General features: G+C 69.7%; 22 protein-coding genes. 12 read left to right on the top strand and 10 right to left on the bottom strand.

What is annotated here, in order from left to right:
* Positions 1-113: 113 nt before the first annotated feature.
* From ACZ6RT_RS26720 to ACZ6RT_RS26710, 3 genes are all read left to right on the top strand, one after another.
* On the top strand, positions 114-827 hold the full coding sequence (locus tag ACZ6RT_RS26720; RefSeq protein WP_470156867.1) for an ABC transporter ATP-binding protein: 714 nt from the start codon (positions 114-116) through the stop codon (positions 825-827).
* A 5-nt stretch (positions 828-832) separates the two neighbouring features.
* Positions 833-1,684 carry an ABC transporter permease gene (locus ACZ6RT_RS26715; RefSeq protein ID WP_470156866.1) on the top strand — a complete coding sequence of 284 codons (852 nt, stop codon included), beginning with the start codon at positions 833-835 and terminating at the stop codon, positions 1,682-1,684.
* A gap of 137 nt (positions 1,685-1,821) precedes the next feature.
* The gene (locus tag ACZ6RT_RS26710) at positions 1,822-2,544 is read left to right on the top strand and encodes a hypothetical protein (RefSeq protein ID WP_470156864.1); all 723 of its coding nucleotides are present in this window, start codon (positions 1,822-1,824) and stop codon (positions 2,542-2,544) included.
* Between the two features lie 37 nt (positions 2,545-2,581).
* Here ACZ6RT_RS26710 and ACZ6RT_RS26705 read toward each other — a convergent pair whose 3' ends face one another.
* Positions 2,582-3,286 (bottom strand): hypothetical protein, encoded by a 705-nt coding sequence (locus tag ACZ6RT_RS26705; protein ID WP_470156863.1) that lies wholly within the window; start codon positions 3,284-3,286, stop codon positions 2,582-2,584.
* A gap of 189 nt (positions 3,287-3,475) precedes the next feature.
* Between ACZ6RT_RS26705 and ACZ6RT_RS26700 the strand changes: the two genes are divergently transcribed.
* A complete protein-coding gene (locus ACZ6RT_RS26700) occupies positions 3,476-4,462 on the top strand; it encodes a TY-Chap domain-containing protein (protein WP_470156862.1) in 987 nt (328 codons plus the stop codon).
* A 333-nt stretch (positions 4,463-4,795) separates the two neighbouring features.
* Complete coding sequence (locus ACZ6RT_RS26695) at positions 4,796-6,154, top strand: hypothetical protein (RefSeq protein ID WP_470156860.1); 1,359 nt, start codon at positions 4,796-4,798, stop codon at positions 6,152-6,154.
* 126 nt (positions 6,155-6,280) lie between these two features.
* Here ACZ6RT_RS26695 and ACZ6RT_RS26690 read toward each other — a convergent pair whose 3' ends face one another.
* The 3 genes from ACZ6RT_RS26690 to ACZ6RT_RS26680 all read right to left on the bottom strand — a co-directional run bounded on the left by ACZ6RT_RS26690 (position 6,281) and on the right by ACZ6RT_RS26680 (position 9,383).
* Positions 6,281-7,045 (bottom strand): VOC family protein, encoded by a 765-nt coding sequence (locus ACZ6RT_RS26690; protein WP_470156858.1) that lies wholly within the window; start codon positions 7,043-7,045, stop codon positions 6,281-6,283.
* 270 nt (positions 7,046-7,315) lie between these two features.
* Entirely contained in the window at positions 7,316-8,230 is a 915-nt protein-coding gene (locus tag ACZ6RT_RS26685; RefSeq protein ID WP_470156857.1) for an epimerase, read from the bottom strand.
* A gap of 175 nt (positions 8,231-8,405) precedes the next feature.
* A complete protein-coding gene (locus ACZ6RT_RS26680) occupies positions 8,406-9,383 on the bottom strand; it encodes a beta propeller repeat protein (RefSeq protein ID WP_470156855.1) in 978 nt (325 codons plus the stop codon).
* A gap of 1,270 nt (positions 9,384-10,653) precedes the next feature.
* On the opposite strand from ACZ6RT_RS26680, the gene ACZ6RT_RS26675 reads away from it, so the two are divergent.
* A complete protein-coding gene (locus ACZ6RT_RS26675; RefSeq protein WP_470156853.1) occupies positions 10,654-11,640 on the top strand; it encodes an NBR1-Ig-like domain-containing protein in 987 nt (328 codons plus the stop codon).
* Positions 11,641-11,767: 127 nt separating this feature from the next.
* Here ACZ6RT_RS26675 and ACZ6RT_RS26670 read toward each other — a convergent pair whose 3' ends face one another.
* The 4 genes from ACZ6RT_RS26670 to ACZ6RT_RS26655 all read right to left on the bottom strand — a co-directional run bounded on the left by ACZ6RT_RS26670 (position 11,768) and on the right by ACZ6RT_RS26655 (position 15,607).
* Positions 11,768-12,718: a peptidase inhibitor family I36 protein gene (locus ACZ6RT_RS26670; RefSeq protein ID WP_470156851.1), complete on the bottom strand. Its 951-nt coding sequence runs from the start codon at positions 12,716-12,718 to the stop codon at positions 11,768-11,770.
* A 34-nt stretch (positions 12,719-12,752) separates the two neighbouring features.
* Positions 12,753-13,661 (bottom strand): peptidoglycan DD-metalloendopeptidase family protein, encoded by a 909-nt coding sequence (locus ACZ6RT_RS26665; protein WP_470156849.1) that lies wholly within the window; start codon positions 13,659-13,661, stop codon positions 12,753-12,755.
* Between the two features lie 363 nt (positions 13,662-14,024).
* Positions 14,025-14,678: a vWA domain-containing protein gene (locus tag ACZ6RT_RS26660; protein WP_470156847.1), complete on the bottom strand. Its 654-nt coding sequence runs from the start codon at positions 14,676-14,678 to the stop codon at positions 14,025-14,027.
* Between the two features lie 410 nt (positions 14,679-15,088).
* The gene (locus tag ACZ6RT_RS26655) at positions 15,089-15,607 is read right to left on the bottom strand and encodes a hypothetical protein (protein ID WP_470156845.1); all 519 of its coding nucleotides are present in this window, start codon (positions 15,605-15,607) and stop codon (positions 15,089-15,091) included.
* A gap of 290 nt (positions 15,608-15,897) precedes the next feature.
* Here ACZ6RT_RS26655 and ACZ6RT_RS26650 point away from each other — a divergent pair, with 290 nt between their 5' ends.
* The 3 genes from ACZ6RT_RS26650 (at position 15,898) to ACZ6RT_RS26640 (ending at position 18,591) form a co-directional block, all read left to right on the top strand.
* Positions 15,898-16,272, top strand: a complete 375-nt coding sequence (locus ACZ6RT_RS26650; protein ID WP_470156843.1) for a hypothetical protein — start codon at positions 15,898-15,900, stop codon at positions 16,270-16,272.
* A gap of 150 nt (positions 16,273-16,422) precedes the next feature.
* Complete coding sequence (locus ACZ6RT_RS26645; RefSeq protein ID WP_399186818.1) at positions 16,423-16,584, top strand: hypothetical protein; 162 nt, start codon at positions 16,423-16,425, stop codon at positions 16,582-16,584.
* Positions 16,585-17,229: 645 nt separating this feature from the next.
* Positions 17,230-18,591, top strand: a complete 1,362-nt coding sequence (locus ACZ6RT_RS26640) for an MFS transporter (RefSeq protein ID WP_470156841.1) — start codon at positions 17,230-17,232, stop codon at positions 18,589-18,591.
* Here the strand turns inward: ACZ6RT_RS26640 and ACZ6RT_RS26635 are convergent.
* Positions 18,486-19,064 carry a transposase gene (locus tag ACZ6RT_RS26635; protein ID WP_470156840.1) on the bottom strand — a complete coding sequence of 193 codons (579 nt, stop codon included), beginning with the start codon at positions 19,062-19,064 and terminating at the stop codon, positions 18,486-18,488. The genes ACZ6RT_RS26640 and ACZ6RT_RS26635 overlap by 106 nt on opposite strands.
* Before the next feature lie 174 nt (positions 19,065-19,238).
* On the opposite strand from ACZ6RT_RS26635, the gene ACZ6RT_RS26630 reads away from it, so the two are divergent.
* The gene (locus ACZ6RT_RS26630) at positions 19,239-20,213 is read left to right on the top strand and encodes an AraC-like ligand-binding domain-containing protein (protein WP_470156932.1); all 975 of its coding nucleotides are present in this window, start codon (positions 19,239-19,241) and stop codon (positions 20,211-20,213) included.
* Between the two features lie 705 nt (positions 20,214-20,918).
* On the opposite strand, the gene ACZ6RT_RS26625 is transcribed toward ACZ6RT_RS26630, so the two are convergent.
* Positions 20,919-21,341 carry a transposase gene (locus ACZ6RT_RS26625; protein WP_470156838.1) on the bottom strand — a complete coding sequence of 141 codons (423 nt, stop codon included), beginning with the start codon at positions 21,339-21,341 and terminating at the stop codon, positions 20,919-20,921.
* A gap of 208 nt (positions 21,342-21,549) precedes the next feature.
* Here ACZ6RT_RS26625 and ACZ6RT_RS26620 point away from each other — a divergent pair, with 208 nt between their 5' ends.
* Both ACZ6RT_RS26620 and ACZ6RT_RS26615 read left to right on the top strand, forming a co-directional pair.
* Entirely contained in the window at positions 21,550-22,185 is a 636-nt protein-coding gene (locus ACZ6RT_RS26620; protein WP_470156836.1) for an RICIN domain-containing protein, read from the top strand.
* Between the two features lie 34 nt (positions 22,186-22,219).
* A complete protein-coding gene (locus ACZ6RT_RS26615; protein WP_470156835.1) occupies positions 22,220-26,155 on the top strand; it encodes an SGNH/GDSL hydrolase family protein in 3,936 nt (1,311 codons plus the stop codon).
* Positions 26,156-26,358 lie beyond the last annotated feature (203 nt).

The raw sequence follows: 26,358 nt of genomic DNA, 5'->3' as shown, positions 1-26,358 counted from the left end.
TCCCGCCGGTGCCGGTCCGGCAGGTGTCTACTTTCGGGTGACGCGGGCCGGGGTCCTCGCGCCGCAGGCTGAAGCCGTCCATCCGACGAGACGGCGAAACGGCGAGGCAGGCGATGATCGAGGTTGTTCGGCTCAGCAAGCGGTACGGGGACAAGGTGGCCGTCGACGACGTCGGCTTCACCGCGCGTCCCGGCCGGGTCACCGGTTTTCTCGGCCCGAACGGAGCCGGCAAGTCCAGCACGCTGCGCATCCTGCTGGGCCTGGACGCGGCGACGAGCGGCACCGCGTCGATCAACGGGAAGCGGTACCGCGACCTGGAGTACCCGCTGCGCACCGTCGGGGCGCTGCTCGACGGGGCGGGCCCGGTGCCCGAGCGCCGGGCCGTCGACCACCTCGCCTGGGTCGCCCGGTCCAACGGGATACCCCGGCGCAGGGTCGACGAGGTGCTCGACGTCGTGGGCCTGGCCGACGTCGCCCGGCAGCGGGTGAGGAAGTACTCGCTGGGGATGGGGCAGCGGCTCGGCATCGCCGTGGCGCTGCTCGGCGACCCGGAGATCCTCGTCCTCGACGAACCCGCGAACGGGCTGGACCCGGAGGGGATCCGCTGGATCCGCACCCTCCTGCGCGACCACGCCGCGTCCGGCCGCACCGTGCTGCTGTCCAGCCACCTGATGGCGGAGATGGCCGGCACCGCCGACGACGTGGTCGTCATCGACCACGGCCGCGTCGTCGCCCAGGGCCCCGTCGCCGAGGTGACCGCGGGGCACCCGTCGCTGGAGGCGGCGTTCTTCGCGCTCACCGGCGACCGCCCGGGACCGGGACGGTGAGCGCCGTGCCGCGCACGTCCCCCGCGCCCACCGGCCGGCCGTCCCGGAGCGGGACGGCGGGCGCCGTGCTGCACGCGACCCGGGCGGAACTGTCCAAGATCCTCACCCTGCCGGGCGTGTGGATCGTCACCGGGATCATCCTCGCCCTCGACGTGCTGGTCATGTCCGCCTCGGCCGGGCTCTACGCCGAGGCGGTGGCGAACATCACCCCCGGCGGCATCATCGAGATCTTCATCGGCGACCCCCGGCCGGCGACCGAGGCGATCCTCGACATGCTCGTCGCGGCCTCCCTGCAGATCGGCGTGTTCCTGCCGATCCCCGCCGCGGTGATCGCCGGGCAGGAGTTCCGCTCGCACCAGCTCGGGCTGACCGTGCTCGCGGTCCCGCGCAGGGGCCGGCTGCTGGCCGCGAAGATCCTCGCGACCACCGCGTACCTGCTCGCCGTGGCGGTCCTGATCGCGGGGATCAGCACCGCGTTCACGTACGCCGCCGTCAAGGACTGGAACCCGGGTCTGCTCCTGACCGGCGACGCGTTCCTCGGCCAGGGGAGGTTCGTCGTCTTCGCGGTGCTGTTCTCGCTGACGGGTTTCGCGATCACCGTCATCGCCCGGAGCACCCTGATCGGCATCGTCGTCACCGTCGTCCTGCTCGCCCTCACCATGATGCGATCACCGGATCGGACCGGGCCGGGCCTGGACGCGTTCCTCCCGGCCGGTGCCGGGCGGAACCTGCTGCTGGACGCCGGGGCGAACCATCTCAGCGCCGGGCCGGTACACGGCCTGCTCGTGCTCGTCGGCTGGGTTCTGGTGACCACGCTCATCGCCGGGATCACGCTCGGCAGGAGGGACGCGCGATGAGCACCGGGAGGACCGTCAGGACCGACGGGCCCGGCGATCCCGGAAGACCCGGCGGGTCCGCCGGGTTCGGAAGGCCCGGTGCGCTCCTCCGGCCCGGAGAGGCTTCGCGGACCACCCGCGCCCCACGGTTCGGCGACGTGCTGGCCTCGGAGCTCCTCAAGATCCGTACCCTTCCCGCCACCTGGATCGCCCTGGCCCTCGCGTCGGCCGCGAACCTCGTCCTCTCCGTCCTGGCCACCACGGACGCCGTGCGGATCGCCGGTCAGGACGGGCCGGTCGCGATCGAGCGGCTGGGCACGCTCATGCTGTCCCCGGCCTACGTCCTCGTCGCGATCGCCGTCCACACCGCGGGCGGCGAGTACCGCACCGGGCAGATCCGCGTCAGCCTGGCCGCCGTCCCCGGCCGGAACCGGCTCCAGGCCGCCCGGCTCGCCGCGACCACGGTGGCCGTCCTGCTCGCGACGGTCCCCGCGATCCTTCCGGCCCACCTCGTCCGGTACGTCCCGCAGGTCACCGGCGGGCACCTCGGGGCCGGTGCCGCGGCCCGTGACCTCGCGGCGCTCCTGGGCGTCCACCTCCTGCTCGGCCTGATCGCCCATGGCCTCGCCGTCGTCACGAGGAGCGTCGTCATCCCGCTGACCGTGCTCGTCGTCACGCCGGTCCTCATCTCGCCACTGCTGCGGGCAGGCCTGCCGGAGCTGGTGAGGCTCCTCCCTCACGAGGCGGCCCTCGATCTCCTCGGCACGGCGGACGACCCGGGCACCTCCCTCGGCCGGACCGGTGGTCTGCTCGTCCTCACCGCCTGGGCGCTCCTGCTCACCGCGACCTCCTGGACGGCCTTCTCCCGGCGGGACGTCTGAGGGTCCCTACCCGGAGCCGGAATCTCCCGTACCGGCGTCACCCGCCGGCCGGGAGGACCCACACCCGCAGGGGCCCGATCGGCCGGCAGCCGTTGTGGATCGCGGCGCGCAGCGCGCCGTCCCGCTCGTACCCCACCACCGGCCGGTCGGGGGCGATCCGGGCCGCCGCGTCCAGCAGGCCGCCCCACACCTCGTCGGGGTCCCGCTCACCGCAGAACACGTTGGAGACCCCGACGGCCCGCCCGGACAGGTTCACCATCGCGCCCGCGACGACGCACCCGCGGATGCGACCGGCGACGACCCTGCACTCCGGGCTCTCCAGCAGGCTCGGCAGGAAGACGTCGGCGGCCTCGTCCGCACAGGCGGACCTCCAGGCGTCGAGTTCCTCCGCGGAGGTGACCTCCTCCCAGCTCAGGGGGCCTCCGGCGGGCCGGTCACGTCCCGCCGGACGATGGATCCAGGTCGCCTCGAACAGCGGCTCGTACCCGGCCGGGCCGAGGTCGAGGGCCGCGAAGCTGTCCTTCACCCCGGTCCCCGGCACGGGAGCGCCGAGGGCCCGGACGACGTCCTGCGCGCTCGTCCGCGGCGACAGTGTGACCAGGCTCGGGTAGTACGCCAGGCGGTGACGCCGGTTCACCCAGAACCCGGGGCCGAACTCACCGGGCAGGCCGTGACCGCGGCACACGAGGTCGCACCATTCCGCGTTGTTCCGGGCGGCCACGGCCACCGGCCCCTCCGACATGGAACCTCCTCGTCACGCCCTCACGGTGCCCGCCCGGCCGGCCAGCCGTCACACGACCTGCGCCGCGGCGCCCCACGATACGGCCGGACCCGGAGGTTCCACATCATGTCCGCCCGGTCGGCACGTACCACCCCGGCCGGTAGCATCGGGCGGAAGATCTTTCCCGTACGAGCCCGTTGGACGTATCGAATGAACGCGCACACTCACGGTTCCGAGGGCCGCGGCGACGACCCGCGGGGTTCGGCCTGGGACGTCCTCGCTAAGCCCTACCACGGTGAGGTCGGGGCGGCTCCCCCGTGGATCGTCCAGTACCTGGACGGCTCCAACGTGCCGGGTGACCGCATACGCCTGGGCGACCCGGCGACCAGGACGTACGTCATCCTGAGCAAGTTCATGGACAGGTACGTCTGCGCGGAGATCTTCGAGGCGCGCGGGCTCTCCGACGTCCAGCGGGAGCGGCTTCACGCGCTGGGCTGGAGACTGGAGGCCACCGGGACCTCGCAGATCCGTCCCACCTGGACCGTCGGCTGGACCTGGTACGAGAGGGACGTGGAGTTCCTCCTGGGTCGCGCCGAGGCCGTCATCGGCGCGTTGCGCGACGTGCTCGCCGTGCCGCCGGAGCGGCTGCGCTGCTGGACGTGGGGCGAGGACGGCCCCCTCGACGCCCCGTTCCGTTTCAGGGATCGCGACGAGCGGCCCACGGCCACCGGCGCTCCCGCCCTGTGCACCGACTGGGAGGACCTGCGACGGCGCCTGGACTGGGTGCTGCAGACCCTCCCCACCGACAGCGCCGTGATCCTGACCGACAGAGATCGCGGCGGGGTGCAGTTCATGAGCGATCGTCTCGGCTTCATGGACACCGGCGCGCTCGACTACCGGCCGGTGTCGGGGGAGCTCCCGGATCGGGACGCCCCCGGCAACGACCGCGAGCGGCGGCTGTTCGAGCTCGGCTGGACGCCCGAGACGGCCGGCGCGAGATCGGTCAACTGGACGATCGGCAGGCCGGTCGTCTGGGCGGACATCGGGCCGCTGGCCACGCAGGCGGTCGAGGCACTGCAGGCGCTCGGTTTCCACGACCCCTCGGAGCTGGCCGTCAAGACCTTCCGCCACGGCATGGGCGACGAGCACGTGAAGCACGTCGCCGAGGAGCTGGGCATCCGTCCCGAGAAGACCTGACCCGCGGCGGAAGACCTGACCCGCGGCGCCCCCTCACCGGTGGCACCTCCTCGCCGGTGGCGTCCTCACCGGCGGCGTCGCGGACGGCGGCTTCCGGGCCCGGCGTCCCGGACGGCGATCCTCCCCATGAAGGGACCGGATCCGCACCAATCCGGAAACGACTGCCCGGGGATATGAAAGGCCCGGGAAGGACCCTTCACAGGGACCTATCCCGCCCGTCCGGAAACCCGCCGCATTCATGTCCCTAAAACCACCGATATTTTCATCTGTTTGCCCATGTCATGCATTTCCAGGATGATCTGCGTATATTGCGGGACATATCAAGGGGCGACGATGAAGGCATTGCTGGTTCTCCTGAGCGTCGCCGTCGTGGGCGCGCTGGTCGCCGTTCTCCTGGTGTTGCGAACTCCGGCGGACGACGGCGCGGAGGTGAACCGCGTGGCCTCGGCCTCCACCGCCACGCCCCCGGTCTCCCCCTCCGCCGCCCCTGTCCCCCCGGCGGCCCGGAAAAGCGTGCTGCTGGACGTCGAGGGCGCCGTCATCGAGGAGTTCTCGGGCGACTGCGCGAACAGCGGGCACCCCTACCTCTGCCGGTACGTCGGGCGAGAACTCGCCGCCGTGGACCCGGGACTGCCCGCCCGAAGCGGCCTGACGATCCGCACGACGATCGACCAGCGGCTCCAGCGGGCGGCCCAGCGGGCCGTCGATGCCCGCGTCCACCGCGACGACCCCCAGGTCGCCGCCCAGGTCATGATCGTCCCAGGGAAGGGCGCGATCAGGGCCATGGTGACCAGCAGCGGGAACGGCGACGTGCCGGGCTTCCAGCAGGGCACGACGGCGATGCCGTACACCCTGGCCGCGGCCTTCGCCGCCGGTCTGCGCTTCGACGACGGCCTCCTCGTCTCGGACGAGTACCGGGCCCCGAGCCTCTCGTCGTTCAGGAACTGCGCGGATCAGCAGGTCGCCGATCCGGCCCACTCCATCGTCAACCGGGAGAGGAAGGGGGAGCGCTTCGTCACCCTGCGGTCGGGCACCGCGGAGGCGGTGAACACCTTCTTCATGCGCCTGGAGGAGAGGGTCGGCCTGTGCGAGACCGTCCGGACGGCCGAACGGCTCGGGCTCCGGCGTACCGACGGCCGTCCGCTGCGGGAGTTCGAGACGTTCACGCTCGGCATCAACGAGACGGACCCCGTCTCGGTGGCGAACTCCTACGCGACCCTCGCCGCCCGCGGCCGCTTCTGCGAGCCGACGGTGATCACGGAGATCCGCGACGCCTCGGGGACGCCACGTTCCTTCCCGCCGCGGTGCCGGGAGGTCCTGGACCCGGCGGTCGCCGACGCGGTCACCGCGGTGCTGTCGGACGCCCTGGCGGGGAGCGTGCCGCAGGGCGTCGGCCGTGAGGCGGCAGGCATGCCGGGCACGTCCGACGGCTACATCGCGGCCTGGTACGCCGGCTACACCCCCGCCCTGGCCTCGGCCGTCAGCCTCGGCGACCCGCGCGGCGCGTTCAAGCACGCGCTGCTGGACGTCACCGTCGGCGGTCGGCACTACGAGCGGGTGGACGGCGCGTCGATTCCCGGCCCGATCTGGAGGGAGACGATGACCGAGGCGTTACGGGGCACACCGGAGACCGGCTTCACCCGGCCGGACGAAGGCCGCTTCGGCGCATGCCGCGAAGCCTGCCCCGGCTGACCGCCACGGGCGGCGACCCGGCCGCCTCACGCGGAGCGGCCGGGCACTCCCGCACCGGTCCGGGATCCGGGGCCGGTCACCCGACGAGCCGGACCTCGCCGGGGACGGTCGTTCACGTCGTCGGTGTCAGCCGACGCTGGCGATGACGGCGAAGCGCGCGCCGTGGGGGTCGGAGAGCACGGCGAAACGTCCGACGTCCTCGATGTCCACGGCGGGTGCGACAAGGCCGCCGCCGAGCTCCCGCACCCGGGCGACGGACGCGTCACAGTCGGCCACCTCGAAGTAGGACAGCCAGTGCGGTCTGTCCCCCTCCTGGAGCGCCATGACGCCTCCCAGGTCCTGGCTGTCGTCACCGGCGGTCGACAGCAGCAGGTACGGCATGTCGCCGAACGCGATGTCCTGGACCTTCCAGCCGAAGACGGCCTGGTAGAAGGGACGGACGACGTTCAGCTCAGGGACGTACAGCTCCAGCCAGGCCAGGGAGCCGTTCTCGGTGACGAGGTCCAGACCCTTGGTGGTGCCCGGCTGCCAGACGGCGAACTCCGCACCGCCGGGATCGGTGAACGCGGCCATCCTGCCCTTGTCGAAGACGTCGTCCGGCGCGATGCGCACGGTCCCGCCCGCCTGCTCGACCGCCTTGGCCGTGGCGTCGGCGTCGGCGGTGTGGAAGTACGGCGTCCACGCCGGAACCGCCCCCTCCTGGGTGAGCGGCCCGACGGCGGCGACGACCTTGCCGTCGAGCTCGAAGAAGCCGTAGCCGCCCGCCTGCGGACCGGCCGACCGGAAGTTCCAGCCGAGCAGGGAACCGTAGAAGGCGGCTGCGGCCTCGACGTCGGGCGTGCCCAGGTCGATCCAGTTGGGGGCGCCGGGGACATAACGGGTGGTGAGCATGGGCCTCTTCCTTGATGGGGGCACGGGCCGGTGACCCGTCCTGCGGGTTTCCGGGGTTCCGGGGTTCCGTGCGCGGGGGCGGAATCGTCGAACCGATCGCCCGCCAGCCTGACAGACCCCACCGACAGTTCCTCGATCACCCGCACCCGGGCCCGGGCCCGCACCGGCCGTCGAACCGCGGCACGCGGCACGCGGCACGCGGCACGCGGCACGCGGAAAAGAAGCGGATAAGAAGCGGGAAAGAAGCCGCCTGCGGGAGTGCCGGGACGCTCACCCCGCGGCGTCGCCCCCTCCGCGCACCCGTCGCACGAGGTCGTCGGCGGCCTCCGGCCACCGGGGGTGGCCGAAGGCGAAGCCCGCCTCGAGCAGGCGGCCGGGGACGACCCGGCGGCTCTTCAGCAGGAGTTCGGTGTCCGAGCGCAGCGCGAACGCGCCGATCTCGGCCATCCACCTCGTCACGGGCAGGCCGATGCGGGCACCCCACGCGGCGCGCAGCACGCGCATGAACGCACGCTGCGGCAGGGGCTCGGGGGCGGCGAGGTTCACCGGCCCGGCGAGGTCGTCCCGGCCGGCCAGGAACTCGACGACGCGGACGAGGTCGCGGTCGTGGATCCAGGACATGTACTGCGCGCCGCCCGCGACCGGGCCGCCGAGGCCGAGCCGAGCCATCCGCGACAGGACGTCGAAGACACCGCCGCGGTCGGGACTCATCACCATGGCGGTGCGCAGCGCGACCTTGCGCGTGTGCGGGGTGTCGGCCCGTTCCTGTTCCCGCTCCCACGCCTTCGCGATCTCGACGCTGTAGGCCCAGTAGCGCGGGACGCCGGGTTCGGTGCCGCCGAGCACGCCGGTCGCCTCGTCGTTGGGGGCGTCGAATCGATGGGCGTAGACGGTGGCGGTGCTCATCTGCAGCCAGACCCGGGGCGGCCGGGCGGCGGCCGCGATCGCCTCGCCCACGACCCGGGTGGAGTGCACGCGCGAGTCCATCATGGCCCTCAGGTTGGCGGGGGTGTAGCGGCAGTCGACGCTGCGACCGGCCGGGTTGACCACGACGTCGCTGCCGTCGATCTCCTCCGCCCACGGCCCGAGGTTCTCCTCGTCCCAGCGGACCTCACGCTCCCGCGCCGGCCGCCTGGTCAGCACCACGACGCCGTGCCCGGGGACCTCGCCCTCACCGGACCTCATCGCCCACCACTGTCCACCCCGGCCGCCCGCCGGACATCGGCGATACCGGCCCGGTGCGCCCTTCCGGGAGCGTACCGGGCCGGTCCTCACCCTTTCGTCGTCCTCATCGTCGAGAACGAACCGGCCGTGCCGGCCGGACGGCGGAGGAGGGCTTCGTCATCCCGCCCGGCCGCCTCTAGCGGAGTGAACCGTGACGCGTGATCACGTACTCGTACGGCCAGCCGCCGGGGTGGGCCACGTTTCCGACCGCCCAGGTGGCCGTGGTGCCGGGAACACTCACGAGGTTCCGGATGTAGGGCGAGTGATCGAACATCCGGGGTGCGGCCACGGTCGTCCACCGGCCGTTCACATAACGGAGGAACGTGGAGTCCTCCCTGTTGTAGCTGCTCACCCAGAGGCGTCCTGATGCGTCCCCGGTGATGCCGTAGAGCGCTCCCGCGCTGATCGGAGACGTGACCGATCGCCACCTGACGCCGTTCCAGTGCAGGAGAAGCGGCTTGGGGGTGAGGCTTTCACGGTCTATCGAGCCCACCGCCCACACGTCGTTCGCCGAGACCCTGTGAACGCCCCAGAGTTCGCCTCCGGGGATGGAGGGGGTAGGGGTCTCACGCCAGGAGGCGCCGTCCCAGCGCATGATGAGCGGTCTGTCGTTGGTGCGGCCCACGGCCCAGGCGTCGGACCTCCCCTCGGCGGTCACGGCCATCAGGCGTGCGGACCCGGGGCCGGTGTCGGTACCGGTGAACACCGCCTTGAACTCCTGGCCGTCCCATTCGGCGATGAAGGGGCGGCCGGTCGAGCCCCCGACCATCCAGGCGTGGTCCCGCCCCGTGGCGGCGACGTCGTTCAGGCCCACGTACTGGTCGTCGGGGAAGGGAATGAAGGTACGCCAGGCGTTGCCGTCCCAGCGTGCGGCGTAGGAGAAGTAGCCCTCGGTCTTTCCGAGGACCCAGACGTTGTCCTCGCTCGACGCGCTGACGGCCTCCAGGTTCCAGGGCCTGTCGGGGAGTGTCTGCTCCGTCCACCTCGCCCCGTCCCAGCTCAGCAACGCGTACGGCCGCTCGGGAGTTGGGCCGCTGTATGTCGCCCCCTGATGACCGACGGCCCAGGCGTGGTTCGCGTCGAGGGCGGCGACGTCCACAAGACTGCTGTTCATCGGTAGTTCCGGACCGGATGTCACCTGCCACCCGGAGGCGGTGGGAGCGGGGGTGGGCGTCGGTGTCGCGCTCGGGGCGGGCGACCACGTCGGACTCGCTTCTCGCGCCGGCTGGAATGCCGGGGCGAGGACGGACTCGACGGGAGGCCCGGGGGACGTGTCGGCCGAAGCGGCGGGGAGGGTCCCGATCAATGCCAGGACCATGCCGCTCAAGGGGAGCGCGACGAGAAGACGTGATGGTCGGAGGGGGCTCACCATGAATCCTCATTTCTCGTGATCTCTGTGCATCACATGATCGTCATAACCTCCCGGCGGGTCACGAGCCGGAGAGACTGCGTAAGAGGTCCGTAAGAACACGTCACCTCCACGGCACACGCCTCGCCCGTGCCGGTGCGGCGACAGCGCGCTCGGCGCCTTCCCGTGCACGGCCGCGTTGCCCGGCAGCTCCCGGACGACCATGGTCACCTCCTCCGCCACGGCGGGGACGCTCCGGGCGACGCGGGCCTCCCGTGCCGTTGGACACCTTCATCGGCGGCATCAAGCGCGACGCGTTCAGCCCGCCCCGATGACGCGGTACTCGCCAGGCGCGGACCGCTCGCGCTTGTGTCGTGCCGACCGTGGCGCACCACGACGGGTCGGATGTACTTCGTCGACTTCCCCAGGAACGTGCCCGGCACCCTGGAGTTCTGGGCCGGGTCGCTGCGGCAGGCCATGCTCGACCCGGACGCCGTCGCGCGCGTCTCGTCACCGGTGCGCGTTCACCGGGCCCCCGGCGGCCGTCACCGCCACGGCCGCGACGGCGAGTCCCGCGGAAACGGTACGGAGCCTCATTCTCATCATCCCCTTCGAAATGGATCTCTTTCGGCAGGAGAAACTCTGGCAGCCGCGGAATCCGGGAAGCAGAGCAATGACTACTCATTCCTGAGTGGGCCATTCCTCATACCGGCCGTGACCGGCGGGGCGGGCGTTCACGACGGGCCGACCGGAGAGCCGTCACATTCCGTCGGAAGGCGCCCACCGGCTCGAAGCCGTCCGGTCGGCGTCAGCGCAATTCAGACGGCGGTCTCTCCGTAGTTCATCCGGGTTTGCCGCACCGATACCGGATCGCCTTACTCCGTCCGCCACCGTGGGTTCGAGGTTGAGTAAACACCGCGGGCGCTGTTAGCTTCACCCGGTGGACGACATGCCTGTACGGACGGAGACGATCGAGGACTTCGCGGCGACGTTGCGCGAACTTCGCAAATCCGTCGGAAACCCACCTTTCCGGGAAATGTCCGGCAGGTCGGGGGCGATCTCGCACACGACATTGCACGAGGCCACGAAGGGCAACCGGCTCCCGAGCTGGGAGACCACCGTCGAGTTCGTCAGGGCCTGCGGCGCGGACCCGGCCGCGTACCGCGAACGCTGGGAGAGGGCGAACCTCGCGGTCAGATCGGCGGGCACCGGAGATCCTCCGGTCCGCGCGGACACCCCGGCGGCCGCTCCCGGTGAGCCCGCAGCCGCCGCTCCGGGCGCCGCTCCAGGTGCCGCTCCGGACGTCGAGGAAGGTCGTACCGCGCACACCGCCATGGGGTCGCAGACGCCACGGCTCGCCGGTGAGCCCCCGGCACCCGCGCCCCCACCGCCCACACCGCCACCACCACCCGGTGAGGGTCCGGGCGACGTCCTGCCGGCCCCTCCCGCGCCGGGCGGCCGGGGGCGGTTCCGGACGGCCCACCTGGCCGCGGCCGCGCTCGCGGCGGCGGTCGTCGGCATGGGGGCGGCGGCCCTGATCACGGCCGCCGTCGATCGCGACCCCGGGACCGGCGGGCACGGCCCGAGCCCGTCCCCGGGCCCGTCGAAGACCTCGTTGTCGGCGGCCGACTGCCCGGTACGCGCGGCCAACCCGCCGTGGGGCCCGCCCGCGCACAAGGGGGACTCGGCGGTGTTCATCGGGGACATCACGCTCCCCGACTGCACGCGCGTCGGCCCCGGCCAGACCAGGACCAAGGTGTGGCGGCTCAAGAACGCCGGGACCGTGCCGTGGAAGGGGTACTCGCTGCACCGCCTCGACCCGCAGCAGCCCGACCAGTGCCGGACCGCCTCGGATGTTCCGATCAAGGACACGCGTCCCGGGAAGACGGTCGACGTCCGGACCGACGTCACCGCGCCGGGGAACCGGGGCTTCTGCTACGTGCGGTTCAAGATGATGGACGGTGCGGGGCGGGTCGCGTTCCCCGGAGGCCGGCCGCTCAACTTCCAGGTCGTCGTCGAGTGACGCCTGTTCCCCGCCGTGCGTCACACGACGGGGAACCGGGGGCGGACGGTCCGCGGGGGGCAAGGGATCAGGGGATCAGGGGGTCAGGCCGCGGGGACCGAGGGATCGAGGGGCCAGGCCGAGGGGGTCAGCGGGTCAGGGCGATCCCCCTGTAGTAGGCCCGAAGGATCCTGGAGAAGCTCCACCCCGCCCTGGCCTTGTCGCGAGAGCCGTTCTGCGACATCCAGTCGCCGGTGACCCAGTGGCGGCACGACGTCGTCGTTGAGCAGTACTGGGCCTTGAAGATCTTCCCGCCGCGCGTCATCCGGGTGCCCCACGTCGCGTCCACCGCGGCGTTCGTCGCCGCCGTCGCCGAGCCCGGCCTGTACACCTGGCTGGCCGTGGTGTCGGCGACGTCGTAGCACCGGCCGTTCGGCGTCTTGCTCGCCGACCTCAGCGCCCAGTACCAGCCGAAGTTCTTGACGGCGATCGCCCCGGCCTTCAGGGACTCCCTCGGCCAGTACGACGGCCACTCGTTCGGCAGGACGTTCTTGATGTAGGTCTTGAACGCCACCCGCTCCACGCGGTCGAGGGAGGTGCGGTAGACGAGGATCGTCGTGGGCGGCCTGCGGTGCGTGCCGTCGGTCTTGCACCCGGTCGGCGGTGCGGAGCTCAGGAGCCGGTGGGAGGCGTTCTGGTTCTTCAGGCCCGGTTTGAGGTTGCCCCGGGCCCCGGCTGCGAAGTCCTGATGGACGCTGCCGCCGTAGTTGCTGTTGAAATGGACACGGACGGTCGCGGAGGTGCGGTTCCACACCGAGGCGGCGGCGTTCTTGACGCACTTGCCCTTGCCGTTGCCCGGTCCCTTGTAGTCGAAGCAGGAAGGCTGCCTGGTGCCGTAGTCACCGACCGATCCGGAGAAGTCGGAGACCGATCCCTGGTTGTTGCTGTTGAAGTAGTAGCAGAACTCACCGGCCTCGCACACGCCGTTACGACCGGCCGCCGAGGCGGGCGGGACGGCGCTCAGCACCGTCCCGCCGAGCACCATCGCGACGGCCGCCGCGGCGAGCCGCGGGACCGGCCGTGCGGTTCGTGGGGACATGGTCGCCCTCCTTCTCATCATGGGCCGCGGTGTGTCAGCGGAGGTTGTAGCCCTGGGAGATCCAGAACGAGGCCGGGTTCGGGTTGAGCAGCGTGTAGTCGCCGACGCTCCTGGTGGCGCGCTTGTGCCATCCGGGACGCATCTCGACGTGGGTGTGGGCGGCCCCGCTGGACGACACCCCGCGCCACGCCTCGGTCCCGATGAGCTGGCCGCGCGCGATCTGCTGGCCCACGCGCAGGGACGACTGCGGAGCGACGTGCAGGTAGATGATCGTCTTCTTCAGGGAGGCGTGGTAGACGGCGATCGTGGAGAGCCCCGAGCGGCCGTTGCGTCCGCGCGCGACGTTGATGACCTGACCGCTCACCAGGGCGTGGACGGGCGCGCCGACCCTGCGGGTGAAGTCGATGCCCTCATGCTTGCCGGGCGTGTTCCGGTAACCGTCGAAGCCACAGCTGATGCGGCCTCCACCGGCCTTGTACAGCGCGTACGTCATGTTGACGCGCGTCGAGGTCGGCGGCGGTGCGGAGCTCAGGAGCCGGTGGGAGGCGTTCTGGTTCTTCAGGCCCGGTTTGAGGTTGCCCCGGGCCCCGGCTGCGAAGTCCTGATGGACGCTGCCGCCGTAGTTGCTGTTGAAATGGACACGGACGGTCGCGGAGGTGCGGTTCCACACCGAGGCGGCGGCGTTCTTGACGCACTTGCCCTTGCCGTTGCCCGGTCCCTTGTAGTCGAAGCAGGAAGGCTGCCTGGTGCCGTAGTCACCGACCGATCCGGAGAAGTCGGAGACCGATCCCTGGTTGTTGCTGTTGAAGTAGTAGCAGAACTCACCGGCCTCGCACACGCCGTTACGACCGGCCGCCGAGGCGGGCGGGACGGCGCTCAGCACCGTCCCGCCGAGCACCATCGCGACGGCCGCCGCGGTGAGGATCCTGTTGCGCGTTCTCATGGTGTTCTCCCTGTGTCCGTGCGGTCCGGGCCTCGGAGGATCGGCGACGCCGAACCCTCCTCCCGGGTGCGGATGGTCACCTCGGGGGCGTCGTCCGGGCCACGGCCGGCGAGCCCGTTCGGGCCCGGGTGACGGTCACCGGTCCGGCTCCGTGGCGGGGTCCACGGTTCCGGATCGCACCCCCTGTCCACAAGAAGATCGTGTTGTCAGCCTGTTCGACGGGGTCCCGTACAGGCGTACACGCCGCCTGACAGGCGATCCGACGGCGAGCGGGACGCACGGACCGGGACATGCCGGGACCGTCGACCGGCCCCTGCCGGTACACGTCCCGCCCCGCGTCCGGTGGCCGGCCGGACGGGACGGCTACCCGATGACGACCACCCGCGCCCATTCGGGCGGTGCGTCCGGCACGTGGTCGGGATCGTCCTCGTCCCACGACCCGGACAGGTCACTCCGGCGGAACAGTCCCACCACCGTCCGGCAGGGGGGCCGCTCGTCCGGCCAGGGGGTCTGGCCGCCGGTCAGGACCACGATGACGTCGGGCCGCGGCCTCGTCCGCAGTGCCCCGGTGAAACCCGTCCGCAGGTCCGTCCCGCCACCGCCCACCAGGGAGATCCCCTCGGCGCGGCACAGCGGGCCCACGGCCCGGACCGCCGCGTCGCACGACAGCACGCCGACCAGGTCGCGCCGGCCGCCCACGGCCCGGACGATCGCGGTGACCTCCAGAAGCGCGCTCCCCGGTTCGGCGTCGCTGACCGACCCCGAGGTGTCGATGATCACCGAGACCCGCGGCGGTCTGCGCCGCAGGCTCGGCAGGACGACGCCGGGCAGGCAGGCGGACCGACGCGACGGCCGGCCGTAGAGGTGGTCCTCTCCCGCGCCCGGCCCCGAGGCCGCCGCGCGAATCGCCGAGCCGAGCAGTTCCCGCCACGGCTGTGGCGGGTGGAACGCCTCCTCCGCCCACCGCCGCCACCCCTTCGGGGTGTTCCCGGGGCGGGCGTTGATGCCCTCCGCCACCCGGAACCGGACCGCGTCCCGGAAGGCGATCCGGGTCGAGCCGTGGCAGCGATGCCCGCGGCCAGGTCCCGCCGAGGCCGCGTACCACGACGTCGTGGTCGTGAACCCACCGCAGGTGGACGAACCGGTTGGCCAGGGGCGCGCTCAGCTCCCAGCCGTCGGCCGCTGAGGAGCGCGGGTTGGTGGCCGCCACGATCCGGATCCCGGGCGGGAGCCACAGCGCGCCGTTCCGTCCGCCGCCGAAGCGGACCGGGCAAGGCAGGTGATCCCGCAGAGCCTTTAACGTGCCGCGCGGCCGGGAGGACTCGAACCCCTGATCTTCCGATCCGCAGGGAAGGGCACCGGGCTTGTCGGGAGCGTCCTGCCATGCTCAGACGGTGGAGGCCGGACCCTTCCGGTGACCACCTCGGTCAGACGAACATCCAGCAGTAGAGCAGCTGGTCGTGCTCCTTCGCTCGGCGAGCCAGCCCGACAAGATCCCTGACCAGGGACAGCAGGTACTCCCTGTCGTCCGAGGAGTGGAAAGAGAACTCCTCGATCTTCGTCCAGCGTTCCGCCGCCGCGGGCAGGGACGAGTCGTCCGCGCCGGCGAGGATGTCGCGCGCGTTCACCGGCAACTCGTAGATTGCCGCCCCGCCCAGGTAGGGGGAGTCCTCGGGCAGGGCATCCCATTCCTCGTCGGTCTGCGGGGCCGGATCGGGATACGAGGGGTACAGGGGAACCGCATCGACCAGGCCGAGAAAGAAGTCGACATCGCCGATGAACGCCACGAGCCGGCCCAGGATCACCTGAGGGTCGATCCATTTGGTCTCCACGGCGTCGAAACCGGCGACTCCGTACTCAGGATCGTCGATCACACGGGAAAGGTCCGGTTGGACCATCGCCGCCGCACGATCCGCGGCCCGATAGTACTCACAGAAGACGCTCATGCGAGCGATCCTGGCCCGGCGCGCACAACAGGGCAATTACTCGGACATACCTGCCGAATACCAGACCACCGAGGCAACCTCGCCGAGGCGACGTCAACAGATTCACCACCTCGACCCTGAACGCTCGATGGAAAAGCGCGATGGTCGCGCGGCCACCGAAGTGAGCACGATGAGCAGGCCGGCTCTCAGGACGCTGCCGAGGCGTACCCCTGGGACATCGGTATTTGGTGGCTTGGGCGTGAGCCGTCGTTCTTCCGGGTTTGTCGTCGTCGGCGGCTACGCTGCCCCGCATGAACCGAACGGCCGCGATCGAGACCTGGCGTCGCCTGCTGGACCCCGCCAAGTCCTGGGTACTGTTCGCCCATGGAACCTGCGTGATCCTGATGGAACCGGTCGAGGATCTCGCACAGCAGGCGACCTCCCTCCTGAGGGAGTACGGCCCCGTCCGCGTGGGCACATCGGCTGGAGACTTCACCACCGTCGACCTGGACGACGCACCCGGCTGGGCCGTGACCGGCCATCACCCGGACATCCTCACCTATGTCGATCCCGGTGAGCTGGAGAACCACGACGACCTCACGGTCGGCCTCTTCGGCCGCGGCAAGCGCGAGCGGGACGGCCACGACCTGACCGTCGTCCACATCGAGGACAAACGCGCCTCCTGAGCCGGCGCAGGTCCGAGGTCGTCCGCCGGTGTCCACGGTCCTGGGACGCGCGTCGGCCCAGGACGCCCGCCCGCGTACGAACACCGGATCCGCCCCGGGCCGCCGACCCCATCAGGGCCGCCCCGCCGTGCCCCTCCGCCCCGTACCTCGATGACGGTGCAGGACATGGCCAAGCAGGTACTGGAGATCTCCGACAGCGAGGGGCGGGAGCTGCTCGAGGAGTGGGCCACCGTGGAGAACGCCACGTTCACGGCCTACGCGAGCAGGTACCTCACCACCTTCATGCGCCCGTGCTCGAAGACGCACTGCTGAGGCCGTAGCGGAATCCGAGCACCCTGAATCCGGGCGTGCGGGCCGGCGGGACTCCCGTCGGCCCGCACGCGCTTCGTGAACGGAGCCGTTGATGGCGGAGATCATCTCCCCCTTCTGCTGAGAAGGCAGACGTTCAGGACCGCGCTGTCCACGCTGTCCGCGCAGTCCCTCGATTTCCAGTCGCTCGTGGGCCGGCCCGCGCGGTACGACGACGACTGCATACCGTGCGTCCTGATCCTCACGCGTGCCGACGACCGTGAGGCCGACCACATCTCCCTGCGCCTGGCGGCGGCGGGGATACCCATGCTGAGAAGTTCAAGCCGACCGCCGGCCCCTGGTCGCGCTCGGCAAGCGGCCTCCCGGTGACGCCGGCTGGCCCCACCCGCGCCTGATCGACGCCCTGTGGAGACGGCGCTCGACGCGTGCCTACCTCGGCAAGCCCGTCGATCTCGACGACCTGGCGACCATCCTGACGGTCGCCGGCGGCGTCGTCGCCTTCCGCGACGAGGAACTCGAGGCGCTCGTCGGCTGCGACCCCATGTCCGAGATCGTGCTCGGCGTCACCGCGCTCGGCCATCCCCGCGGCGCGACACCGTCGATCCCCGACGACACGGCTCCGTGACCGGCGGGCTCCGGGAAAAGGCCGTGCGGGGTGAGCCGCGGAACACGGCCGCGTCCGGGCCTCCCCGGGGCCGGCCGGTCCGGGGAGGTCCGGGCACGGGCCTGATCCCGCGACTGCTGCGATCCGCCTGGACGACGCTCGTCGCGCACGCCCTGTCCGCGGTGGGCACCGGCATGACCATGCCCTTCCTGATCGTCTATCTCCACGACGTACGCGGGATCGCCGTCGGGACGGCCGGGCTGGCGGTGTCCATGGTGGGCGTCGGCGCCCTGGCGGCCACCATGGCCGCGGGGGTGGCGATCGACCGTTTCGGAGCGCGTGCCGCCCTGATCGGCGGCTGGTCGGTCGCCGCGGCCGGGACGGCGTTCATCGCCGTCGCGGGCGCACCGTGGCAGGCCTTCACCGCCGCGGTCCTGGCCGGGATGGGTGGAGCCGTCGCGTCCCCGGCACAGGACTCCCTGCTGGCGCGGTTGGTACCCCGGGCCCGTGCCTCGGTCTTCGCGGTGCGGTACGCGATCACCAATGCGTGCACCACCGTCGGGGGTCTCCTGGCGGCCGTCCTCGTCTCGGGTGGACGGCCGGCGTCCTTCGTCCTGCTCTACTGCCTGGACGCGGGCACCTACGTCCTCGCCGCCGCGCTCGTAGCGTGCGTCGCCGTACCGTCGCTCAGAGGGGTGTCCCGTTCCCGCCCGGCGCCACGCCGGCGTCTCGGCGAGGGGTACCGCGAGGTGACCGGGGATCACCTGTTCCGGAGGATCTGGTTCCTGACCGTGCTCCTGGTCGTGGCCGGCTACACTCCCCTGTTCTCGGTGTTCCCGGTGTACGCCACCGAGTCGGCCCGGCTCGGCCCGCACGTCGTGAGCATCGCCTTCGTCGCCAACGCCCTGACCGTGGCCCTCGTTCAGCTGGTCGCGCTCCGGCTGCTTCGCGGATGTCGCCGGACCAGTGTGATCATCGCCGCGTGCGGCTGGTGGGCCGCCTCCTCATGCCTGGCACTCGCCGTCGGCGGGCTCGGCACCGGCCTGGCGATCGCCGTCTGCGTGCTCGCGGCAGTGACAGTCGGGATCGGCGAGACCGTGCTCTCCCCGGCCCTTCTGCCCCTGGTCAACGATCTGGCCCCGGAAGGCCTGTCGGGCCGCTACAACGCCGCGATGTCCCTCGCCTTCACCGCCGGGTTCACCGCCGGGCCCGCGCTGGCCGGATCGATGCTCCGGTACGGTCTGGGCGCTCACCTGATCACCGGACTGATCGTCATGTCCGGCATGGCCGCGTTCCTCGCTCACCGGCTGGCCCTGCGGCTGCCCGCGTCCGCGAACCTGGTGGCGCGGACTCCGCTCGCGAACGCCGCCACCGGTGACGCTGTGAGCACGGCGGGGCATGCCTGAGTCAGGGTGGCAGCGGGACGGCGGGGGTTGAGGGGCCTCGTCCACCGAGGTGGACGGCGCCGGGCGAGGCGGGACCGGCCGGTGGCCTGCGGTGAAGGTGTGTTCCATCCCGGCGAACGTGGACCACGCCTTCTGTCGCCGTACTTCGCTGCCGGGCAGTTGAGCATCGCAACCCACCCCCCCATCTGAGTACGGAGCCGATCCACAACGACCTGGTGCAGCCGCTCCCAGACTCCGGCCCGCGGCCAGATCAGGAACCGGCGATGCGCGGTCGACTTCGACGCTCCGAAACACGGCGGCAGCTCCCGCCAGGAGCATCCACTGACCAGCACGTAGACGATCGCAGCGAACACCACCTCATCAGCGACACCGACGATCCCGCCGCCCTGTGGGCGCACCCTGGACGCCGGTAGCAACGGCCGCGCGATCTCCCACAATCCCTCTAGGATCCAGTCCCATTGCCCGCTGCCCATGGTGGATTCAACGACTCACCACCATGCAGGACACGCTGTAAGTCATGAGGCTAACGATCAGCCTTGTACTCCGGCAGGGGTACAAGGACCCCCGCCGAGCGGACGACGACGACGCGGAGCCGATTGCCGAGGATAAGGCCGTCACGGCTGTTGACCCGAGGAGGCGTCGTGCAGATGGTCGACACTGCCGAGGTCCCGGCGAAGGAGCGATTCGTCGTCTGGCGCGAGGTGAGCTCGAAACGGTGGGTGCCACTCGATGCCCGCTGTGAACCGCATCTGGAGAGCGCCTTCCGGGCCCAGGCCAGTTTTAGCGAGCTCGGCCCCGTGCAGGTGGTCTTGCTGACCGCGACGCCAATGTCGATTCACCGCACGCCCAAGCTGATTCGTCAATCCGATCCCGAGACGTTCTTGGTGACCTGCACCGTACGCGGTCGCGTGTGGGGCGAGCAGAACGGCCGGCACGCGGATCTCCACGTTGGCGATCTGTCCCTCCGCGACAGCTCACATCCTTACCTGACCCGGCTGGCGCCGAGCGAGCGGGAAGCTCAGACGGTATGCCTGCAGTTTCCGCGATCGTTGCTGCCATTCCCACAACGGGACCTGCGGGATCTGCTCGCGCTCCGCATCCCAGGCGATCGGGGCATCGGCGCGCTGTCCTCACAGTTCCTGTTGCAACTGGCCCGGCACCTGCAAGAGTTCAGCCCGGCCGATACTGCACGACTGTCCACATTGACGTTGGACGTGCTGACCGCGGCGCTGGCCCATGCGCTGGACGCCGACAGCGCAATGCCTCCGCATACCAGGCGGCGCGCGCGGATGGTCGAAATCCACGCCTTCATCCTGCAGAACCTGGGTGATGCGCACCTGACTCCGGATGCGATCGCCGCAGTGCACCACATCTCGCTGCGCTATCTGCACAAGCTGTTCCACGCCGAAGGGCACACCGTGGCCGGCTGGATCCGCGCGCGCCGCCTGCAGCAGTGCAGGCGTGACCTGGCCGACCCCCGGCTGGTCGCCCACACGATCACCGCGATCGCAGCCCGGTGGGGGTTCACCAGCCCCGCGCACTTCAGCCAGGCCTTCCGCAGCACCTACGGCCTGTCGCCGCGCCAGTTCCGCCGGCAGTGCGCAACAGTGCGCGCTGACTAAAGAAGGGTGCACCCTCCAGAAAGACGCGGCCTGGCCATACCTTGCATCCTCTTGGTGAGAGGAAGGTCGACCAAAGCGAGAGCGCCGAATGCTCGTCGACACAACTGCGAACCAAAGAAGGAGAGGTGCGTCACATGCGTGCCGCAGTCAACGCATGGCGATACCCGACGAAGCGAATCGTATCGCCGATGGCAGTCCTTGCAGCCGTCTTCTCAGTCCTTTCGATCGGAGCCATGCCGGCGGCAGCGGCGTCGGCCCGTAGTGCCGCCCTCGATCCGGGGTTTTACGTTGAGTCAGGTGATGCGCGTTATGGTAACGCGTTCCATCCCTTCACCGCGGCAGGTGCCGCAGCCGCGCAACGGGATGTTGCCAACTGCTCTGGCGCCTTCTGCACCATCCAGATCGACAGACATTTGGGGTACCCAAGGTACGAGGTATCCTGGCTGTGGGGCAACGGTTGCGTCCGATGGCGTCTACACCAGATTACTGGCATCTTCCACACTAAAAACGGCGGAAGGCACACGGCATTTCTCGAGAACTCGTCAAGGGTAACAATCGCTCAATACTCGAGTGGCAGACATGCCATTCAGAATTGGGATCCGGTCTATTTCATACAAACCTGTAACTAGGTCTTGACCGGCGGGGAAGTGCGCGAGCCGCTGCTGCTCGCTACAGGCTGTGTTCCTACCTCGCCCCTGACACGCATCACACTAAACCGGAAGCGCCAGCCTCACAGAACAGCACGGCGATTGAATCGGTGGATGCTGCCGCAGGCGGCCACGAACGGCCAGTCGCGAACACCTGCAGGGTGGAACGGACGGCAGGAGTTTGATGCGAACACGGATGCCGTTCAGCTGTCGTGTCCCGGCTCTTCGAAGTTAAGCGGAACGGCACGGTTTCGGCTCCTCGGGCGGTTGCGCATCGTGACCGGAGGCGTTGGCTGGTCGGGTTGCGGAAGCCGTAGGTGCAGCGCGCTTCGAGTTTGATGACCCGGTTGCTGCCCTCGCTCTCGGCGTTGGTGATCCCGGTGAGCAGGAACTCCTCGATCTCGTTATACCAGGCGGCGATGCTCTCGGCGAGGATGATGAGTTCGGGCAGGTAGGCGTGGTCGGCGCACCAGGCGTGCAACCGTAGCCTCCGCAGTCCGGACCAGCATGGCCTGGGCAAATTGAAGGCGCGCCGATCTCCCCTTGCACTGGGGAGATCGGCGCGTCAAACAAGTTGATTACCGGGCGGCATGCGCCGACAGATCCTGCAGTTACTCACCGAGTCGGTCACCGCCTACTGGCGAGCCGCTCTCCACGGTTCATGACGGCTGATCGGAAGAGGAGAAGCGATGATGCGGATCAGGAGAATGCTCGCGGCGATGATGGCGACGATATCACTCGGCGGTGGAGTCTTGCCGCCCGCCATCGCGGATACCCAGTCACCGTCGACGGATCAGGCGGTGGTACTGCCGGAACCGACGCTGGTCGAGAACAGCGGGCTGAAGCCCCCGCCGCCCCTGAAATCGTCGGACGGAACCCGATTGGCGGGCGACTGGTACGGGCCTTACACGTTCCGGAACTTCCACAGCGGCAAGTGCCTCGATGTCCTGGGCGCTTCGCTGCAGAACGGCGCGCCGATTGTTCAGTACAACTGCGTTGCGAATGGAATGTCACAGATGTGGTGGTTCTGGACCGCAATTAACGACGCCTTCACGCAACTCGTCCACATGCAGAATCACTACAGCAGAAAGTGCCTGGACGTCTATAGCTTCGACCGGGGAGGGGGACTCATCCAGGATCCGTGCGTCGGCACTGATCGGCAGATCTGGATGAGAACATCCAACGCACAGACCATCTACACGAACTACCGGACCGGATTCAGGATGGAGGTCCAGGGCGCGTCGAAGGCCAATTTCGCGCGCATCGTCCAGTGGACCGACCATGGTCAGGCGCATCAGCACTGGCTTCAGTACGACGGCTACTGATGAAACGGGTCCGTGAATTCCGGTTCTCATCCTCATGGGAGACACCTTGTTGCGCCTGAAATCCCGTACTGTCGTTTCCGCCGTCTCGGCCCTGTTGCTCGCCCAGTTGTTCACACAGCCTCCGGCGGCTGCCGAGCCGACCCCACCACCGGCCGATGTCGATCTCGCAGTGCCGACCACGAAGCCTGCAGCGCCGGAGAGCATCGCCTTGGACAAACGCCGCGAGGTGCTGGGCGGCGGCTGGGAGACCTCCGGTGATCGTGCCGTCACCACCAGCGGGGACGCCACAGGGTTCCACGTGCTGGTCGCGGACGCCGAGGACGGCTACCGATGGCGTACCGCGGCGTCGCTGTCGGAGCCAGGGTTCGAGACCGACTCCTGGATCGGCAACATCTGCGTAACCGCCTCCGGCAAGCGCGCCGTCGTCGTCTACGCGCCGAGGACGTTCACCAACGAACCCGTGCTGGCGGAGCGCGGCGCGTTCACCGCGATCGTCGATCTGGCCGGCGGGCCGGTGCGCAAGTTGCCCGTGCAGACCAGCCTCGCCTACTTCAACCCGGGCTGCGGCCCCGGCGAGTCGGCCATTCTCACCCAGAGCGGCACCGAGGACCTGGGCACCACGCGGCTGCTGCGGCTCAACACGGCGGACGGCACGCTCGCCGAACCGATCGACGTGCCGGGCCAGCTGACCTCGGCGGTCCCGACCTCGTCCGGCATCGTGGCCGCCGACTCAGGGAGTCTGGTCCGCGTCGACGACACAGGCAGGCGGACCGTGGTGGCCGCGGCGAAGGGCGTGCCGTACCGGCTGGCGGCGGACGCGGCCGGGGGCGTGGTGTACGGCGAGACGGAAGGCGACACCGCCGCGGCCGTGCGCAGGGTCGCACTGAGCCGGAAAGGCCGGGGCATGGTCACCACCCTGGCCACCGGGTCACGGATGGAGTTGAGCGTCCGGTCGGCTCGCGGCGGGCAGGTGGTCGTGACCGGGACCGGGAAGACTGCGCGGGCAGGCTCGACGCCGGCCGGTGTGACGCTCGCCGACGTGCCCGCCGGCGCGCAGGTGTCGTCGTCCGGTGGTCTGGCGGTGACGTCGGTGCTGCGCACGCGTACCAAGGATCCGCGGGTGGCGCCCGCCGACCCGACCTCCCCGCAGGGGGTGGACATCACCGCGACCGCGCTGTCGACGAACAAGACGTTCACTTTGGCGGTCACGCCGACGGCCGGTGCCGGACAGGGCGCGGAGCCAAGCCCGGCGCTGGGCGTGAGAACCACCGCGGCGGCCAACCCCAACGACCCGGCCGACGGCGATCAGCGCTACTGCTCAGTGGCCCGCAACGACCCGCGCAACCAGGCCATGCAGCCCAAGCCTCGCCAGGTGGAGTGGGCCATCAACCAGGCGGTACGCGGGGCCTTGACCGTGCGGCGCCCGGCTAACTGGAAGAACCTGGGCATGCCCGCCTACACGCCGCAGGGACTGTTCCCGCCCCGGCAGATGGAGGGCGGCGGGCACGTGCCCGCGCAGGTCATGCTGGGGATCAGCGCCCAGGAATCCAACATGTGGCAGGCGTCCCGCTTCGCCGTGCCCGGCGTGACCGCGAACCCGCTGATCGGCAACTACTTCGGCATCGACTACTACAACAACAACGCCAGTGACGACTGGACGATCCGGTGGGACAAGGCCGACTGCGGCTACGGTGTCATGCAGATTACCGACGGCATGCGCCTGGCAGGCAAGGAGAAACCCGGCGAGGTCGCGCTGCACTACGACCAGCAGCGAGCGATCGCGCTGGACTTCACCGTCAATATCGCCCGTGGCCTGCAAATCCTTCAGGACAAGTGGAACCAGACCCGCCGCGCCGGGATGGTGATCAACGACGCTACCCCGGACCGGATCGAGAACTGGTTCTTCGCCGTGTGGGCCTACAACTCGGGCTTCCATCCGAACAAGAACGATGGGCAGCCGTGGGGGGTGGGCTGGCTCAACAACCCGGCCAACCCGAACTACCCGGCCGACCGTCGCCCGTTCATGGAGACCTCATATGCCGACGCCGCGCATCCGCAGGACTGGCCGTACCCGGAAAAGGTGATGGGCTTCGCCGGCCACCCGATCGAGCTCATCGAAACCCCCGGCAACCTGGTACACGGGTTCCGGGCCGCCTGGTGGCTGACCGACCAGGATCGGTACGACGTCAAACCGCCGGTGACCCAGTTCTGTGATGCCGGCAACCACTGCCGTCCTGGCGAATCCCACCTGCCGAACGACCCCGATGTGATCGGCGAGCCCGCCGGCCCGTGCGCGCACAAGAACAGCGCCGGGCAGTACGACCTGAAATGCTGGTACCACGAGCCGAACACCTGGAAACCGAACTGCGAGCAGACCTGCGGCAACGAGTTACTGCGCTTCGACCCCGGCTACCCTTACCAGGAGGACGCCACCAGCTACCCGCCCAACTGCGGGTTCACCGGAATGCCGGCCAACGCGTTGATCGTGGACAACGTGGCGAATTCCGTTCCGTCCGTCAGACCCTGTTCCATGGGGTTCTCGAACGCCGGCTCCTTCCGATTCGCCTTCCAACCGGACAACCTGGGCAACTATCCGGGGAAGATCGATGTGCACCAGCTGGGTACCGGGTTCGCCGGGCACGTCTGGATGAGCAACACCCATCAGGAAACCGACCGCAAGGCCGTCGGAACCTGGACACTCGACCGTGCAGTCGGGCCCTGGGCCCGCGTCCTGATCCACCTCCCGGTCTCCGGTGCCCGCACCCAGCAGGCCCGCTACGAAATCGATGTGGACGGCAACGGCACCTACCAAAAACATCGTTACCTGCCGCAGCAGATCGGCCGCAACGGATGGGTGTCACTCGGCGTCTACAACTTCAAGGGCACACCCAGCATCCGGCTGAGCAACAACACCGCCGACGGCAAGGGCACCGTGCGCGTCGCCTGGGACGCCATCGCCGTGCAACCGCTTCCCGGCAAACCCCAGCACGTCGTCGCCGCGCTCGGCGACTCCTACAGCTCCGGCGAGGGAGCCGGCAACTACAGCCCTGAATCCGACGCCGACCACGGCACCCCATACTGGAACGCCTGCCGCCGTAGCCGCGACGCCTACCCGCGAAAGCTGGTTCTGCCCGGCGACACTGCTAGCTTGGGCTCACTGGCCGACCAGTTCGACGCCAACCACGAACTCGGTTTCGTCGCCTGCTCCGGCGCCGAAACCGGCAACGCGCGGGGCACCAGTATCCCCGAATCCTGGAACTTCCCTGCCAAGTACGATGAGGGCGAAGGTCAGTTCCACGAGTTCGCGCAGGTCGACTCCGGCGTGCTCGACGAGCACACCACCCTGGTCACTCTCACTCTCGGCGGCAACGACGAGAGCGCCTTCTCGGGCGCTATTACCAAATGCATTCATCCGATTACCATTTGTGCGAACGACGACTCGTTCCTACCCACCTACAAGGCGATCACCGACCGGACGGCCGAGAGGCTCAAAGATTCGATCAGGGAGATCCGCCAGAAGGCACGGAACGCCACCATCGTGCTGCTGGGCTATCCACAACTCATCAGCACGAACTACACCTGCATCGGCACCGTGGACTTCACCCCTGGTGAGGCGGACGCCATGGCCGAACTCGGTGACTATCTCGGCAGAAAGCAAAGCTCGCTAATCGAATCCCTGCGTGCAGAAGGCATGAACAATGTTTGGACGTTCAGCCCCAGCAGCACCTTCCAGAATCACCGCGTCTGCGACCCCCAGAACTGGATTTACGCGCTCCGGGACGGCCCCAACGGTGACGGCGACTTCCACGAGGGCGACAAGGCGTCCGTGTTCTGCATCAAGGACCACGTCCTCTGTCTGAGTCGAGAATCGTTCCATCCGAACCCGGCGGGGACGTCCGCGTACGCCCAGGTGCTGCGGAACGCGCTGTCCCAGATTGGCTATCAAGGATCAACAGCCGGCAACACCTGATGGAGAATCCACCGATGGATGGGGCCTTCACAGCCCTCTCTTCTGAGTGGGATGATCTCATGCGCCACGCCCACGGAGTACGTTGCTCACATGCGTGCTGACCTCGGAACTGTACGGTTTTCGGTGTAACTCCTGATCAAGGAGATACACCTGATGAGTACTGTGATTCAGGCATCCGCAGACACGGACCTGGAGGAAGCCGC

The organism is Streptosporangium sp. NPDC050148 (assembly GCF_055586505.1).
Note: the sequence above shows the minus strand (reverse complement) of the source record. Positions and strands in the feature narration are given on the sequence as shown.